The following is a 16061-nucleotide window of genomic DNA, read 5'->3' on the forward strand; positions in this document are numbered from 1 at the left end:
AGGCAACACAATCCCCAGCTTCGTCAGCATCGACCGCAAGACAAACGAGCTTATCGCTCTCCCGGTGGCGTCGCTCTACATCCGCAACAAAATCGGCGAGACGGAACTGACTCCGCAGGAAATCGGTATCCTCAAATCGGGCAAGCAGCTCCACAAGGAAGTCACGCTCAAAGACGGAAAAAGTTTCCCCGCCGTGCTTCAGGTCAGTGCCGCCGAGCAGAAAGCAGAGTTCGTCCCTGTCCATGCCCGCCTCGGACAGCAGAAGTCCCAGTCGCAGGAGCAGGAACAGAAGCAGAAGAGTGATACACCAGCCGAAAAGAACACCAACAACTGGGTACTGAGCGACGGAAGCATCAAGCCTCTGGGCAAGTGGAAGAGAGTCGAGTTCTCCGAACAGCAGAAGGCAGACTACACCGCCGGAAAGACCATCAAGGTCGATGGAGTCCCGGATGCGAAAGGAGTGCCGAGCACTATCTACATCCGCTTCAATCCTGAAAAGCAGCGTCCATACACCTACAACACTGATCCAGATAACGCCAAGGTCATAACTCCGGCGGATGAGAGCAAGACTCAAGTCGCGGTCAACTCCGAGGGTAAGACCAACGAGGCGACAAAGGGACTGAAGGAACCGCTCGAACAGGGACAGACACAACCCAAACCGGAACAAAAAAAGAAGTCAGGGCAGAAGCTCTAAACAGCTGATACTCACACCACGGCTCGCAGGTGTGAAAGCATCTGCGAGCCATTCTTATACTCTTTCCGGAACAGTAAATTTCAAAACAAAACCCACAAACACAATTAGTTATGATTACTATCATCGCCCAAAATAAGATTTCCGCACTCGCCATCGCACGTGCCACAGCCAACGACAACGAAGGCAACCGTCACTTCTACGGCAGCAAGTATTTCATCACTTGGATGACTCCCAAAATGATTGAGATTACCACTCCCCGTGGACTCGTTTCCTACTGGTTCCGCGACCAGAGCTTTCCTCATCTCCCCAAATATCTCACGCTCAGCATCACCACTCGTAGCGGCAAGGACGGGGAATCGATGACCCCGGAGGCAAACGCGCAGCTCGACATCATCAAGTCGCTGCTTGCCAAGAGCGAGAGCATCATTGTTGCCACCGACCCCACACAGGAGGGCGAGATGAGTTTCCGCTATCTCTATTCCTACCTGCACTGCACGCTCCCTTACAGCCGTGCTATCATCAATGACCTGACCATCAAGGGTGTCAACCGTGCCATATCCTATACTATGCCTGCGGAGAAGTATGACAAATGGTACAACGCAGCCCGTCTCCGTGACGAAGCGGACTGGCTCGTGGGTGTCAACGCCCGACGCGCTTTGGCTTTCGCCGCCGGCCGTGGCACATACCGTATCGGTCGCACAAGCGCATCAGTGCTGAAGATGATTGCCGACCGCAATATTATGGTCAAGTCTGCGGAACAGACAACAGAACGGCATACCACCGTGGCTGTCAAGGATCGAAACGGCAACATCTTCGCTCTGCACAGCATCGAACCCAACTGCGTCACTGCCAATGCGACCTCAGAGGTCAAGATTATCTCAGTGGAGAAGAATGAAAACAAGGTACGCACCCCCAAGCTCTACAATCTCATCAATCTCCAGATAGATGCAGCCCGTCTATTCGGAATGACTCCGCTCCGTACCTACGAAGCCGCCCTACGTCTTTTCGGTCGGAAACTCATCTCTTACCCTGTCGCCGCAGGTAGCACCGTACCCCAGCGTAAGTATCAGGAGTGTCGCAAGGTTCTGGAGAAGATGCTCTCTTACAGCAACTACGCCTCGGTGGCTATGGCAAATCTCGGATTTGCTCCCGGTCGCGGTGTCGATAAGAGTAACTTCGGAACACACGGCATAGTGGCTACCGGGGTGCCTCCTCTCGTACTCGACGAAGACATGAGCCGCATCTATCATCTCATCGTCAAGCGTATGTACCAGACATTCTCCAAGGATGCGGTTGTAATCCGCTCCCGCATCATCGCCGAGTGCGAGGGAGTGCGCTACCAGTGGAGCGGAGAAAGCTACAAGACAAAAGGCTGGCACACACTGTTCCCCGACACGCTGATGGATACGCAGCCGGTTCCTGCATTCACAGCCAATGAGGAGGTCTCCCTTTTTTCAGCGGGGGCATACACTTCCAAGACATCTATGCCGGAGGACTATACCGACGCGACTCTCATCGAGGATCTTCTCGCAATCCGCGGCACTATCAATGCCGACGGCATCGCAAAGGACATCGTGCATCTGGAGTCCAGCGGCCTCATCGAGCGCGACGCATGGGGGCATATCTCCATCACGACCAAAGGCCGTCTGCTCTACGGCATAGTCAGGGAGATGAAGATTGCCGACATCTGCGAAGTCATCAAGATGGACAACCTCATGAAAGAGGTGACACGCGATAAAATCTCGGCAAGTGCCTATGATACACAGATAAAACAAATCACCCGCGATGTGACGGCTGAGATTCTCGCTTCTGCGAAACTCTATCCCCGGATGGAGGAAGACATCCCTTGTCCTCATTGCTCAGAGGGCGTGATGAAGACCTTCGGCAGAGTGGCGATGTGCGACAATCCCGAGTGCGGCCACTATGTATTCCGCCAGTTTTATGGCGTGACACTCTCTCACAGCGAACTCGCATCGCTCATCAACACCGGCTCCACTCCTCCCATAGCAGGATTCCGCGCACGCAGCGGCAAGACCTTCAAAGCCCGAGTGATCATCAATGCCGCCGGCAATACGCAGGTGGTCAGCAAAAACAAATCTGAAAACGCCTAAACAAATCAATTATGAAAAATACTCCCGACGCATACGAGAGATATCTCTCGACATACCTCTCGAACAACAACTATCCCGAAGCCGAAGACCTCAGCTTCATCACCGCCCGCGCTGATCAGGCATACGATGTGTTCTGCGAGGCAAGACGCGGAGGCGTGGATGTATCCACCGCCGAGGAACTGGCTCTGATAGCTCTAATGCAGGGCTATCAGGGGGAGAGTTTCGATGACCTTGTCCGCGAAATACTCTTCGATTACTGCCCGGAAGAAGGCTACGACTTCTTCATCTCCGATATGGAGGATAGGCTCGAAGATTACCGTGAGCAATATTCTCCCGATAAATATCCGCCGTATTCAGCTGAGTACGAAGCATTCAAGACCGAGCTGCTCGGTGTAATCGACGACTATTTCACAACTTATCTCCCTACTGAATAATGGCTTATAACCGACTACAAACTATGCGCGACAATATCGAGGCGATAAGGCTTGCCTTTCGCTTCGGTGTTGCGGGACGCACAGCGCAGACTGCCGAAGAGCAGGAGATACTGCGTAAGTATGCCGGATTCGGTGGACTGAAGTGTATCCTGAATGATGCCAACGAGCTGGCGGATGCTGCCAAGTGGAGCAAGTCTGATATAGAGCTGTTTGCGCCTACGGTTGAACTGCGTCGCCTGATTCATGATTACAGCCACAATGACAAGGAGTTCAAGGACTATATGGATTCGCTTAAAGCCTCGGTGCTGACAGCATTCTATACGCCTCAGCCTGTTGTTGACGCAGTTTCCGATGCACTGAAATATCAGGGGGTCGAAGTGAAAAGATTTCTTGAGCCGTCTGCCGGTCAGGGAGCGTTTGTCGATTCTTTCCTGCGGAATGACAAATACCCCGGCGCCGAAGTGCTTGCCTATGAGAAAGATTTGCTCACCGGCAAGATTTTATCAGCCCTGCATCCGTCTATTCTGACCCGCATAGAGGGCTTCGAGAAAATAGATTCCGATTTCAGCGGATACTTCGACGTGGCTGCATCCAATGTTCCTTTTGGAGATTTCGCTGTGGCTGACCCCGTGTATGCAGTGAGCAAGGAAATTGCGTATCGTCAGGCTACCAAGTCGATACACAACTACTTTTTCCTCAAAACTCTCGACCAAGTGCGCGAGGGCGGCCTTGTCGCTTTTATCGCATCGCAGGGTGTGATGAACGCCGCCAGTCCTTTCGTGCGCATGGAGATTGTGAAACGCGCCGACCTTGTGGCGGCATTGCGTTTGCCTAACAACACGTTCAGCGATAACGCTGGAACTGATGTTGGCTCTGACCTGATTATTTTCCAGAAGCATACCGAGAAGAAGTCATTGTCGGCTGATGAAGAGTTCTTTATCCAGTCGGTTGTTGACCGAGATACTAAGGTGCCGGGAAACAAATTCTTTCAGGCTTTTCCACAGAATGTAATCTGCACCGATGCAAAGGTGGGTACTGACCAATATGGCAAACCTGCAATCGTGTATCACCACGACGGAGGTATTGACGGTATTGCAGCGGATTTGCGCAAGGCACTCGATGAATCGCTGCATCTGCGCTTGAATCTGGAATTGTATAATTCCAACGCTATCAAGCCGCCTACGCCTGACCCGGTTACTCCAACTCCTACACCAAAGCAGGAGGTAAAGGAGAAAACTCCGAAGGCGGAAAAGAAGTCGAGCCTCACCAATACACCGCTGATGCAACAGTATCAGGAGATGAAGAAGAAACATCCCGATGCCGTATTGCTTTTCAGAGTGGGTGATTTCTATGAAATATTCGGCAAGGATGCGGTTACTGCCTCGGAGATATTGGGTATAACCCTGACCCGTCGCCAGACCGGTGTTGACAGCCGCATAGAGTTGGCAGGATTTCCGCATCACGCCCTTGACACCTATCTGCCAAAACTTGTGCGGGCCGGTAAACGTGTGGCAATCTGTGAGCAGTTGGAAGACCCGAAACTGAAAAAGACTCCCATGCAAAAGGTGGTTGAGACAGTTACGCCCAATCAGCCGCCAAAAGTAGAGCCAAAGCCTGAGCCTGGACCTGAACCGGCTCCAACACCTGTCCCCACTTCCGTAGAGCCACCGAAGGTTGAACCTGTCAAAGAGATTGAAACTGACGGCAGTCCCGATTACACCGATAATCCCGACCCTCGTCTGTATGCCTACAATCTCTTTGGAGAGTTGGAGCCGATAGGCAAGCCTCGCCGTCAGCCCAAACCGGCTGATGACGCTCCCAAGCCGAAGCCGAGTGTGGAGGTCAAGGATATTCTCGTCAAAAAATTCCGTCCACTCAGTGAGAAAGAATTGGAATTTTACGGCTCGCTCAACTGGGAGGACAATCCGCCCATCAACGGTTTTTACGAAACCATGATGTCGATTGCCCACCGTCAGTTGGAAGAAATGCGACTGGAGCGTGAGGCTGAGGAAGCCGCCAAACAAGCCGCCAATGGCGAGACTATCCAAGAAGGTGGTACCACAATCCAGCGCACCGAAGGCGATTTCATTCCCGGTCAACGCTCAACGGTCAAGCCGGAACCCGTCGAAAGGGATATGTCGCCCCGTCCTTTCTCGGAGGATATTCAGTTTTTTCACCACAACGGCAGTATGGTGGTGCAGGACGATCTTGTGGGTTTCCTCTCGGAAGTACGCAAGAACAGCGCGACATTCAATCCGTTGGAGTTGAAACCGGAACAGGCGAAACGCGCCATGCTCTATGTCACTCTGTCGGAAACGTATCAGCAGCTTTATAACTATGAGGCTGAGACCCATGAACCGTCGGAACATCTGCGCGAACACCTCAATCAGTATTATGATGAGTTTGTGGAGAAATACGGCAACCTAAATGAGAAAAAGAATGTAAAATTTATTCTCATGGATGCCAACGGCAGGGACGCACTGGCATTGGAGCGGGGCGAGAACGGTCGGTTTGTCAAGGCTGACATTTTCGACCATCCGGTGTCATTCGCCGTTGACGAGGTTACTTCGGTGGATACACCGTTGGAGGCTCTTACCGCATCGCTCAATAAATACGGTGTCGTCAACCTTGAATATATGTCAAGTCTGGTCGATATGGACGAATCCGCGCTTACCGAGAGTCTGGCGGGCCACATATATTATAATCCTCTTGTCAGCAGCTATGAGGTCAAAGACCGTTTCATAGCTGGAAATGTAGTGGCAAAAGCCGATAATGTCAGGGCATGGATTAGCCATGAGGAAGAACGGATAAAGGACTTCCCCGGATATGACGGCGTAGAGCCATTTATCGCCTTGTCGAAAGATTCTCTCAAAGCGTTGGAGGATGCCCGGCCGCGCCGCATCGAGTTTGACGAGCTGGATTTCAACTTCGGTGAGCGATGGATTCCAACGGGTATCTACTCCGCTTATATGTCATATCTATTTCACACCGATGTGAAGATTGCCTATTCTTCATCTATGGATGAATACTCGGCGGAGGCATCGAGAAAGAACATGACCATCTGGGAGGAGTTCTGTGTCAGAGGCTATTACCGCACATACGACGGTATGAGCCTGTTGAAACACGCCCTTCATAACACTGTTCCTGACATAAAAAAGTCGGCGGGCAAGGACGAGGACGGTCATGATATAAAAGTGCCTGACAACGAGGCTATCCAACTTGCCAATACCAAGATTGACGAGATAAGAAACGGATTTAGCGAATGGCTCGAAGCACAGTCGCCGGAGTTTAAGGAGAAACTCGTTGACCTCTACAATGACAAGTTCAACTGTTTCGTGCGTCCGCAGTATGACGGCAGTCACCAGACGTTCCCTGACCTCAATATGAAATTATTGGGTGACAGGTATGGAATCCACTCCATTTATCAAAGTCAGATGGACTGTATATGGATGCTGAAACAGAACGGAGGTGGCGTGTGTGACCATGAGGTGGGGACGGGTAAAACGTTGATAATGTGTATTGCAGCGCATGAAATGAAGCGTCTTGGACTGGCACACAAACCGATGATTATCGGTCTTAAAGCCAATGTCGCCGAGATTGCCATGACATATCAGAGTGCCTATCCCAATGCCCGGATACTGTTTGCCGATGAAAAGAGTTTCAAGGCGGACAATCGCGTCAACTTCTTCAACCAGATCAAGAACAACGACTATGATTGCGTGATAATGTCGCACGACCAGTTCGGCAAGATCCCGCAGTCACCGGAAATGCAGCAGCAAATCCTTCAGGCTGAACTTGACACTGTTGAAGAAAACCTCGAAGTGCTGAAACAGCAGAGCCACGACATCAGCCGCGGTATGCTGAAAGGTCTTATCAAGCGTAAAGAAAACCTTACCGCCAAGATTGCCACCATTCAGTATCAGATGGAGCAGAACAAGGATGCAGTCGTTGACTTCAAGCAGATGGGCATCGACCATATCTTCGTTGATGAATCGCATCAGTTCAAGAACCTTATATTCAACACCCGACATGACCGTGTGGCAGGTCTCGGCAACTCGGAAGGCTCACAACGTGCGCTCAATCTTCTCTACGCAATCCGTACCATTCAAGAGAGAACCGGTAAGGATTTGGGAGCGACATTCCTGTCGGGTACAACAATCAGTAACTCGCTTACTGAATTGTATCTGTTGTTCAAGTATCTCCGGCCCAACGAGCTGGAGCGTCAGGATATCCGATGCTTTGACGCGTGGGCGGCAATCTTTGCAAAGAAGACTACCGACTTCGAGTTCAATGTGACCAATCACATTGTGGCGAAGGATCGTTTCCGCTACTTCATCAAGGTACCTGAATTGGCGGCCTTCTATAATGAGATTACTGATTATAGAACCGCTGAAGATGTGGGAGTTGACCGACCGGAGAAACATGAGATTCTCCACAATATCCCGCCGACACCTGCACAGGAGGCATTCATCGAAAAACTGATGAAGTTTGCCGAAAGTGGCGACGCCACTATACTCGGCAGGGCACCGCTTTCAGAAACTGAAGAAAAGGCAAAGATGCTCATCGCCACGGACTATGCCCGCAAGATGGCTCTTGATATGCGTATGATTGACCCCAACGCCGAGGACGACCCGAACAATAAAGCTTCGCACTGTGCCAAGATGATTGCAGAATATTACAGAAAATACGATGCCCAACGTGGTACACAGTTTGTTTTCAGCGATCTCGGCACATACAAGCCCGGCGAGTGGAATGTCTATTCCGAAATCAAGCGTAAGCTGATAGAGGATTATGGGATTCCGGCGCATGAAATCAGGTTTATACAAGAGTGTAAAACCGAAAGGTCGAGAAAGGCAGTAATCGAGGCTATGAACAGTGGCGATGTGAGAGTTTTATTCGGCTCGACTTCAATGCTTGGAACAGGCGTAAATGCCCAACAGAGAGCGGTTTGTATCCATCATTTGGATACGCCGTGGCGTCCCTCTGACTTAACTCAGAGGGATGGCAGAGCCATACGAGCCGGTAACGAGATTGCCAAGTTGTATGCTGATAATAAGGTAGATGTAATAATCTACGCTGTGGAAAAGTCATTGGACTCCTACAAGTTCAATCTCCTTCACTGCAAGGCGACATTCATCGACCAGCTCAAATCCGGCGCACTCGGAGCACGTACAATCGACGAGGGTGCTATGGATGAGAAGAACGGTATGAACTTCTCGGAATATATGGCTATTCTCAGTGGTAACACCGACCTTCTCGAAAAAGCTAAACTTGAAAAGCGTATCGCGGCACTGGAATCTGAGCGCAAAGCCCACAACAAGGGCATTTCAGATTCCAAGTTCAGGCTTCAGACCATTAGCCACGACATTGCCAACAATGAGGCGGCAATCGGGAGAATGAAAGAGGATGCAGCCCGGTATGCGTCGGTCGTCCAGCGAGACAAAGACGGCAACCCCGTCAACAATCTCACCATAGATACCTGCCACCTCTCTGACGAGAAGAATATGGGTATCCACCTGCAAGGTCTGGCAATGAAGACTGATACCCACGGTCAGTACCAGCGCATTGGCGAGGTCTATGGTTTCCCCATCAGCATCATCTCGGAGCGTAATCTTGTTGACGGCAAGGAGACCGTTCAAAACCGCTTTGTGGTCGAAGGGAACTACAAATACAAGTTCAACAACGGGTTCATAGCCATGAGCGACACTCACGCCGCCTGTATGAACTTCGTCAACGCACTGGAAAAGATACCCGGCATCATCGCCCAGTATGAGGAACGAACTGCCAGACTCAAAGCTGACGTTCCCCAGCTCGAAGCCATCGTCGCCAAGCAGTGGGGCAAGGAGGATGAGTTGAAACAACTCAAATCAGAACTTGCCGCTCTCGACCGCAAAATTACCGCAGAACTCGCTCCAAAGAAAGAGGAACAGGACGGCGAAGAAAACAAGCAGGTTAACACAGTTGAGACTCCTACCACCGACACGAAAAAGTCGATGGTTGCGGAGCCAGCCGACATCTACCGCCAGCGTGAGCCGTTGAGTTCCCGCATAGTAATCGGAGGATGCGGAACTACTCCACCCGGAGGGTTTCGCGCCGCCGGCCCCAAACTATAATTATAATGTGTGCCAGTCCCAAAACCTGTCAGGGACTGGCACACTTAACAACCCGACAGGAACCCAAACCGCATGATTGATATCAATACACTCATTGAAAGCGGTATCACCGATTTCAAAATAACGATAAAATATTCTGACCTCGTAATACTCGGAGACCGTCTTGTCGAGAGAATACTCGGTGAGGTCTGTCCAGTGGCCGCCGACAATGCAGTTGAGAAACTGCTTACCAAACCAGAAGTGATGCAGAAATTCGGAGTCTGCCATACCACATTACATAATTGGGCCAAGGCTGGTGTACTCGTCCCTGTGAAGGTAGGACGCAAAATCCACTATNGCCTTGGCGATNTTCAGGCACTGCTTGAACGCAGAGGGGGTAAATGAAAAGACAGCCGGCATCCTTGCGAAAGGGTGTCGGCTGTCGCTGTATATTGTATGTCACGGCATTTCAGACAACAGTACTTTTTCTGGCAGCTCTTCCGTCTGATTTTTCCTGAGCGACAAGATTGTCGTTGAGACAATCGCTGAGGTCATCGCAGAAATAGGAACGACTGTCAAGCATATTTCTACGGTTATATTTTCTGTCGCCTTTACCTTTGCGCTGCTTCATGGTACGCTTGGATTCATAGCATCCATCGACATTGATGTCAACATTGAATACTGAGGCTATATAAGGAACGAGTACATTGGTATCTATATTTCCGTTGTTGAAACACTTCCTTATCTGGAGAGCGTTCAGCAACTCATATAGATTTCCGTTACCTCCTGTCCATCTGATTTCGGTGTCATCACCAGTGGAGAATCCGGAACGAAAGGATCTTATCGTATCCGCGCTTGCTTTCTGAGTCTCAATCAGCAGCTCCTTCATTGTCTTTATCAGTGAGAGGGCAAGAGACAAGTAGGTATGTGAGATGTCACTCTTGACTTTAAGCGTATGCACATGGAATATGGCATTCAGCCTTACAAGACAGTGATGCTTCTCGACCCAGTGAACAGGCTCGTGGATGAAGTTTATCAGATGAGAGGCAAAGGACTCAAAAGCCTCTTTGATTTCGTCAAGTTCATCATTGATGATATGCCTTACGAATGCCGCCTCAACGATTGTGTTGATATTTGTCATAAACATTGGGGGTTAGGGCTTGTTATGAAATTCTTTTAACGAAAGCATAACTCTTGGGCATCAATTTGGTTTTCAAAAAGATAAAAGTTTTGATAAACTGCTGTATGTCTGCGGTCTATGTAAACATAGGCGATGCAAATTGTGTTAAAACATAAAGTGTAAACATAAATAGGCTTTATATTTCCCTCTCACAACTTTATGTTTTTGTGCAAAATGCGGTTTGATTGTTATACTTTTTGCAAACATTACAAGGTTAGAATCTGTTTTATAGCGTAAAACGGCTTTTCATACGAGGGTTGTTGCAGCTTACAGCATCATTCCCCCTTGCTATTGTCGCTTAACTTCAAAAACACCATATTCATTAGTATATGAAGATTCTACTCTATGAACCCGACCAACGTACCGGAGAACCGATTTATCATGCCCTCCGCAGAGAGGGACATGATGTGATATGGATTCAGGAATATATGGATGCAAGAACAAAAATCCTTGACGAAAAATTCAATGCTTCCCTCATTGAGATTGATGATTATGAAGGACTCCGGCTTATAGAGTCATGGGTTGAACAATCTCCAAGGTTGCTGTGCGTGGCCATTTATAAGGAGCAGGATGCTGGTGTCGGTTTCAAGGCAAGTAAACTGGGTTCACAGGAAATATATGAGATTGAGCACGGTAGCATAGCCGAACTTGACAGAATCCTTAAGCAATACAAGATACTTGCGAGATTGCCACAGGTCTATCGTCACAAATCGGTGGAATACAATAAGGCAGTAAGCGACCTCCGGAATCTTGTCAACCATCATAAGCCGGTGATCATAACGGGTGAGGTCGGAACAGGCAAAAGCTATCTTGCAGAACACGTCCACCGTGATGACTCAGACACTGTCTTCCGTCTGGAGGAGATACAATGCTCTACATTGAATGTGGAAAATGCGATGGAGCTGTTTCTTGGTGTCGTCCGGGGTTTCAGGCCGGAAATAAAACAGCACAGGAAAGGGCTTATTGACAAGTCTAATGATAAGGGACTGCTTTATCTGAAAGATATTGCAGACCTTCCTGCAAATTTACAGGAAGTCCTTCTGGATATTCTTGAAAGAGGCGAGTATCGTCGTGTGGGGTCGGAGATATGGGAACCGTTCACGGCACATTTGATTGTATCATGTAAAGACATATCTGAAATCCGCACAGACAGGTTTGACCGCAGACTGTATGATTTGCTGAGCCATAATATTGTGCGAATACCACCGCTCAGAGAGTGTCCGGCAGATATTGTATCTAACGCAGAGCAGATGGCAGAAGATTATTGCAGGTCGAAAGGGATAGTTGCAATACCTGTTTTCAATGCAGACGCCATGATAAAGCTGATGGCACACGACTGGCTCGGCAATTATCGAGAATTGAAGAGCTGTGTTGAAAATGCTGTTGTATGCTGCACAGGAAACACAATCACCGCTTCGGATCTCCATATCACTCCTGTTGAATCGGACACTCCACCTGAAGATGATAAAGGAAAACTGATATTCTACCTTGATAAGTTCTGTGGGAAGAAAGTAGATGTTATGAAGGCACTCGGCATCACGGCACCGACCCTTGACAAGAGATTGAAGAAATACGGAATCGACTACAAACTCTTTAAGAAAAAGAAAGAGCGCAAGCCTCGTAGGAAGGCTGCAACATCCTGATAAAGTCAATTCTCATCACAATAGAAACGAGCCACTCGCAAGTTCTGGATGGCTCGTTTTATTTATATGGTGCAGACAACTTCAAAAAAGCTCGAATCGGACTTTATTAAAAAGAGTTAAAAAATATAAAAACCGACAGAGCAACAAAATTCAGCCCGATTCAAGAGGGTAAAAAATCATATTTTTTCGACCTTCGCTGACAATTTGCTGACAAAAATTGGCATGAAAAAACCGTAAGTATTGAAAATCAATCACTTACGGTTAATATAGGTGCCCAGAACAGGACTCGAACCTGCACGCCTCGCAGCACTCGCACCTGAAACGAGCGCGTCTACCATTCCGCCACCTGGGCATTCAATATTGTTTGTCGGGGTGAAAGGATTCGAACCTTCGACCCCCTGCTCCCAAAGCAGGTGCGCTAACCGGACTGCGCTACGCCCCGAAAATCTCTGCAAAGTTATACATATTTTTTTAGATTGCAAATTTTAATCCGCGTTTATTGAGGATCGCTGACACTTTTTATGCTTTTTTTGACGTTAAAAAGAAGCTTTAAGGGTGATTTCATCCAATTTTTAATCAAATTAGCCAAATTTGTTTGTGCGTTTGGTAGTTTTAAACTATTTTTGTTTGTTCTGTAACGGTCAATTCGAAATGTTCCGTTGACCGATACAGTATGAACAACTTACTGTTTTATCTATCTTCTTGATGACGTATGACTGACGTGAATATTTTTAGTCCGGATTTCTATTATTCCGTGGTGTGGATTATGCTGGGGCTGGCTGTCGTGGTGTTCATTGCCCTACAGCGCATTTCAGCCGGATATGGCATGATGTACAGCAGGAAGTGGGGACCGTCTGTAGGAAACCGTGCGGGTTGGGTGTTAATGGAGTCGCCTGTCTTTTTCGCGATGCTTCTGTTCTGGCTGCTTAGTCCACGCAGATCGGATGCCGCACCGATGGTTATGGCTGTCTATTTCCTTTTTCATTATTTCCAGCGTTCTTTCGTGTTTCCTTTCAGAATCAAGGGTAAAAGCCGTATGCCGCTTGCCATAGTTGTCATGGGTATTTTATTCAATCTTATAAACGCGTATATGATAGGCGGGTGGCTGTTCTATGTAGCACCCGACGGGATGTATAAGGTATCTTGGCTGTGGAGTCCTTTGTTCATTATCGGTTCGGCGGTTTTCTTCACCGGCATGGCAATAAACTGGCATTCCGACCATATCATACGCAATCTGAGGAAACCCGGCGACACGCGCCATTACATCCCTCGCGGAGGTTTTTACCGTTATGTTACATCTGCGAACTATTTCGGGGAATTTCTCGAATGGTGCGGTTATGCCATACTCACCTGGAGTCTGGGAGGAGTGGCGTTTGCGGTCTGGACCTTCGCAAATCTGGCTCCGCGTGCCCGCAAGCTTCATGAGCGTTACGAGCAGGAGTTCGGAGATGAATATTCGAAACTTGACAGAAGATATATCTTACCATATTTATATTGATTATGGAGAATAAGCTTTTCACGCCGGCGAAAATAGGTCCGGTGGAGTTGCGCAACCGCACAATCCGGTCGGCGGCATTCGAAGGCATGGGACGTGACAACGGTCCGACACCGATGCTTCGCGACTATCATATATCCGTGGCAAAAGGGGGAGTGGGAATGACAACGTTGGCGTATGCCGGCATAAACCGTTCCGCGCTGTCGTTCAAGACGCAGTTGTGGCTGCGTCAGGAGATTGTAGACCCATTGCGGGAGATAACCGACGGCATACATGAGGCAGGAGCCAAAGCTTCAATCCAGATCGGTCATTGCGGCAACATGACACACCGCTCCACTGCCGGTTGTATCCCCGTGGGAGCATCCACCGGGTTCAATCTGTATTCACCCACATTCTGCAGAAGATTGCGCAAAGATGAGCTGAAACAGATGGCAAAGGATTTCGGCACAGCGGTCAACACCGCCCGCGATGCCGGTTTCGACTGTGTGGAGGTGCATGCCGGTCATGGCTATCTGATTTCCCAGTTTCTTTCGCCATACACCAACCGCCGCAGAGATGAATTCGGCGGTAGTCTTGAAAACCGCATGACATTCATGAAGATGTGTCTGGAGGAGGTGATGAAGTCAGCAGGGTCTGATATGGGGGTATTGGTGAAGACCAACATGCGCGACGGTTTCAAAGGTGGTCTTGAGATCGACGACTGTCTTGCCGTAGCCCGGGAGATAGAGAGATGCGGTGTGCACGCCATGGTGCTTTCCGGCGGTTTTGTCAGCAAGGCTCCCATGTATGTGATGCGCGGGCGTATGCCTGTCTATTCCATGACCCATTACATGAAACAGCTGTGGCTCAAATATGGGGTGCGTCTTGCCGGGAAATACATGATACCCTCCGTGCCGTTCAGGGAGCTTTATTTCCTTGATGACGCCCGGCGGTTCCGCGAGGCTCTGGATTTACCGCTGGTGTATGTAGGCGGAGTCATCAGCCGCGCCAATGCGGATGAGGTGCTTGACCGCGAAGGATTCGATTTCGTGCAGATGGGTAGGGCTTTGCTCAACGAGCCGGATTTTGTGAACCGCATGCGAAATGATGACACACACCGTTGCGGCTGTGATCATGTCAATTACTGCATCGCCCGTATGTATTCCAGGGAGATGGCTTGTCACAAGCATTGTGCCGACCTGACCCCTGCAATCCGCAAAGAGATAGAAAAAATCAAACGTCAGAACGCTAAAGAAGAAAAGACCAACGGATGAGACGTGACAAGGACATACGCGGAAAACTGGCTGTGGTGACGGGCGCGAGCAGCGGGATAGGGTTATGTTTCTCGCGGGAGCTTGCCGGGCGCGGTTGCAACCTGCTTATGGTCAGCAACCAGCGGCAGGAACTTGAGACATGCGCCTCTGAGATTTCAGCGAAACACGGTGTGGCGGCGTATACTTTACATATAGACCTTACGGCTCCCGGCGCATCGGAAGAGATTACGGGATGGCTTGACCGCAACCGGCTTGTGGCGGATTATCTTATAAACAATGCAGGGATATTCTCATTCCAGCCTGTTGCCGATATGCCGCAGCACAAGATAGATTGTTTTATACGTCTGCATGTGGATGCCGTCACAAATATCAGCCGCACTTTTGCTCTGAGATTCAAGGAGCGGGGAAGCGGGCGCATACTGAACATGTCTTCGATGTCATGCTGGATGCCCATGCCCGGAATCGCCATGTATTCGGCGACAAAGTCCTATATACGGGTGTTCAGCAGAGCATTGCATTATGAATTGCGCGACAGCGGAGTGTCCGTTACAGTTGCCTGTCCGGGAGGTATCGCGACAGACCTCTTCGGGTTGTCCGAGCCGTTGAAACGGTTTGCAGTCAATATCAGGGTGCTTGACACTCCGGAACGCTTCGCCCGTAAAGCCGTGAACCGTATGCTGAAAGGCAGGAAACAGTATATCAACGGTGTACTCAACCGTATCTCGATAGTGTTTGTGGCGTCACTTCCCACACCGGCAAGGATGCTTGTGAAAAGGAAGATGCTTGACAAGGGAATCGTAAGGTGAATTGGAACCTGTTTAAATTTAAACAGGTTCTTAGGTTAACCAGACAAATAACATAAAACAGAAATGGGGTAATTTTGGAAACAATTTTCTAAAAGAGAACAGATTATGAATAAAGGGAGAAAAGGTAAGGGCGTTCCCTCGCTCGGGAATATCCCTTCGGGGCTGCCGGTGATTGTGACAGGGGCCAGCGGAAGTATCGGACGCGAGATCTGCAGGGCACTCGCCCGTCTTGGCGTGCCCGTTATCATGGCGTGTCGGTCAGAAGCGCGGTATGCGCAGACATACGGGGAATTGCTACGTGAATTTCCTGCTTTCGATGCCGTTTTTCTTCCGCTCGATCTCAATATGTCATC

The 16061-nt window shown here is 49.4% G+C and carries 11 protein-coding genes and 2 tRNA genes; 10 read left to right on the plus strand and 3 right to left on the minus strand.

Annotated features, from left to right (window positions below; genetic code table 11):
• From JX312_RS02115 to JX312_RS14040, 5 genes are all read left to right on the plus strand, one after another.
• Nucleotides 1–694: DUF3945 domain-containing protein (locus tag JX312_RS02115; protein ID WP_204456853.1), on the plus strand; the 694-nt coding region annotated here is incomplete at its 5' end.
• Between the two features lie 110 nt (nt 695–804).
• On the plus strand, nt 805–2805 hold the full coding sequence (locus JX312_RS02120; protein WP_204456855.1) for a type IA DNA topoisomerase: 2001 nt from the start codon (nt 805–807) through the stop codon (nt 2803–2805).
• Nucleotides 2806–2816: 11 nt separating this feature from the next.
• Nucleotides 2817–3239, plus strand: a complete 423-nt coding sequence (locus JX312_RS02125; protein WP_123408033.1) for a DUF1896 family protein — start codon at nt 2817–2819, stop codon at nt 3237–3239.
• Nucleotides 3240–3262: 23 nt separating this feature from the next.
• Nucleotides 3263–9352 carry a helicase-related protein gene (locus tag JX312_RS02130; RefSeq protein ID WP_239653773.1) on the plus strand — a complete coding sequence of 2030 codons (6090 nt, stop codon included), beginning with the start codon at nt 3263–3265 and terminating at the stop codon, nt 9350–9352.
• 72 nt (nt 9353–9424) lie between these two features.
• Nucleotides 9425–9736 (plus strand): helix-turn-helix domain-containing protein, encoded by a 312-nt coding sequence (locus JX312_RS14040; RefSeq protein ID WP_239653774.1) that lies wholly within the window; start codon nt 9425–9427, stop codon nt 9734–9736.
• A gap of 64 nt (nt 9737–9800) precedes the next feature.
• Here the strand turns inward: JX312_RS14040 and JX312_RS02135 are convergent, their stop codons facing one another.
• Nucleotides 9801–10472: an RteC domain-containing protein gene (locus tag JX312_RS02135; RefSeq protein ID WP_157755905.1), complete on the minus strand. Its 672-nt coding sequence runs from the start codon at nt 10470–10472 to the stop codon at nt 9801–9803.
• Between the two features lie 368 nt (nt 10473–10840).
• Between JX312_RS02135 and JX312_RS02140 the strand changes: the two genes are divergently transcribed.
• A complete protein-coding gene (locus JX312_RS02140; protein ID WP_204456856.1) occupies nt 10841–12154 on the plus strand; it encodes a sigma-54 dependent transcriptional regulator in 1314 nt (437 codons plus the stop codon).
• 271 nt (nt 12155–12425) lie between these two features.
• Here the strand turns inward: JX312_RS02140 and JX312_RS02145 are convergent.
• Nucleotides 12426–12506: transfer RNA gene (locus JX312_RS02145), tRNA-Leu, on the minus strand.
• Between the two features lie 15 nt (nt 12507–12521).
• A tRNA-Pro gene (locus JX312_RS02150) sits at nt 12522–12596 on the minus strand.
• A gap of 324 nt (nt 12597–12920) precedes the next feature.
• On the opposite strand from JX312_RS02150, the gene JX312_RS02155 reads away from it, so the two are divergent.
• The 4 genes from JX312_RS02155 to JX312_RS02170 form a co-directional block, all read left to right on the plus strand.
• A complete protein-coding gene (locus tag JX312_RS02155) occupies nt 12921–13652 on the plus strand; it encodes a DUF1295 domain-containing protein (RefSeq protein ID WP_204456863.1) in 732 nt (243 codons plus the stop codon).
• A gap of 2 nt (nt 13653–13654) precedes the next feature.
• Nucleotides 13655–14902 (plus strand): NADH:flavin oxidoreductase, encoded by a 1248-nt coding sequence (locus tag JX312_RS02160; protein ID WP_204456858.1) that lies wholly within the window; start codon nt 13655–13657, stop codon nt 14900–14902.
• On the plus strand, nt 14899–15708 hold the full coding sequence (locus JX312_RS02165) for an SDR family oxidoreductase (protein WP_204456859.1): 810 nt from the start codon (nt 14899–14901) through the stop codon (nt 15706–15708). Before JX312_RS02160 ends, JX312_RS02165 begins: the two co-directional genes overlap by 4 nt.
• 105 nt (nt 15709–15813) lie before the next feature.
• The coding region (locus tag JX312_RS02170; RefSeq protein ID WP_204456860.1) for an SDR family NAD(P)-dependent oxidoreductase at nt 15814–16061 on the plus strand (248 nt) is incomplete at its 3' end.

Origin of the sequence: Barnesiella sp. CU968 (assembly GCF_905219685.1) — a bacterium.
GTDB lineage: Bacteria > Bacteroidota > Bacteroidia > Bacteroidales > Muribaculaceae > Lepagella > Lepagella muris_A.

What these genes read in the sequence shown, in the direction of transcription:
- JX312_RS02165 (WP_204456859.1), top strand. Translation starts at nt 14,899, where the DNA reads ATGAGACGTGACAAGGACATACGCGGAAAACTGGCTGTGGTGACGGGC.
- JX312_RS02130 (WP_239653773.1), top strand. Translation starts at nt 3,263, where the DNA reads ATGCGCGACAATATCGAGGCGATAAGGCTTGCCTTTCGCTTCGGTGTT.
- JX312_RS02160 (WP_204456858.1), top strand. Translation starts at nt 13,655, where the DNA reads ATGGAGAATAAGCTTTTCACGCCGGCGAAAATAGGTCCGGTGGAGTTG.
- JX312_RS02125 (WP_123408033.1), top strand. Translation starts at nt 2,817, where the DNA reads ATGAAAAATACTCCCGACGCATACGAGAGATATCTCTCGACATACCTC.
- JX312_RS02135 (WP_157755905.1), bottom strand. Translation starts at nt 10,472, where the DNA reads ATGACAAATATCAACACAATCGTTGAGGCGGCATTCGTAAGGCATATC.
- JX312_RS02140 (WP_204456856.1), top strand. Translation starts at nt 10,841, where the DNA reads ATGAAGATTCTACTCTATGAACCCGACCAACGTACCGGAGAACCGATT.
- JX312_RS02120 (WP_204456855.1), top strand. Translation starts at nt 805, where the DNA reads ATGATTACTATCATCGCCCAAAATAAGATTTCCGCACTCGCCATCGCA.
- JX312_RS02155 (WP_204456863.1), top strand. Translation starts at nt 12,921, where the DNA reads ATGCTGGGGCTGGCTGTCGTGGTGTTCATTGCCCTACAGCGCATTTCA.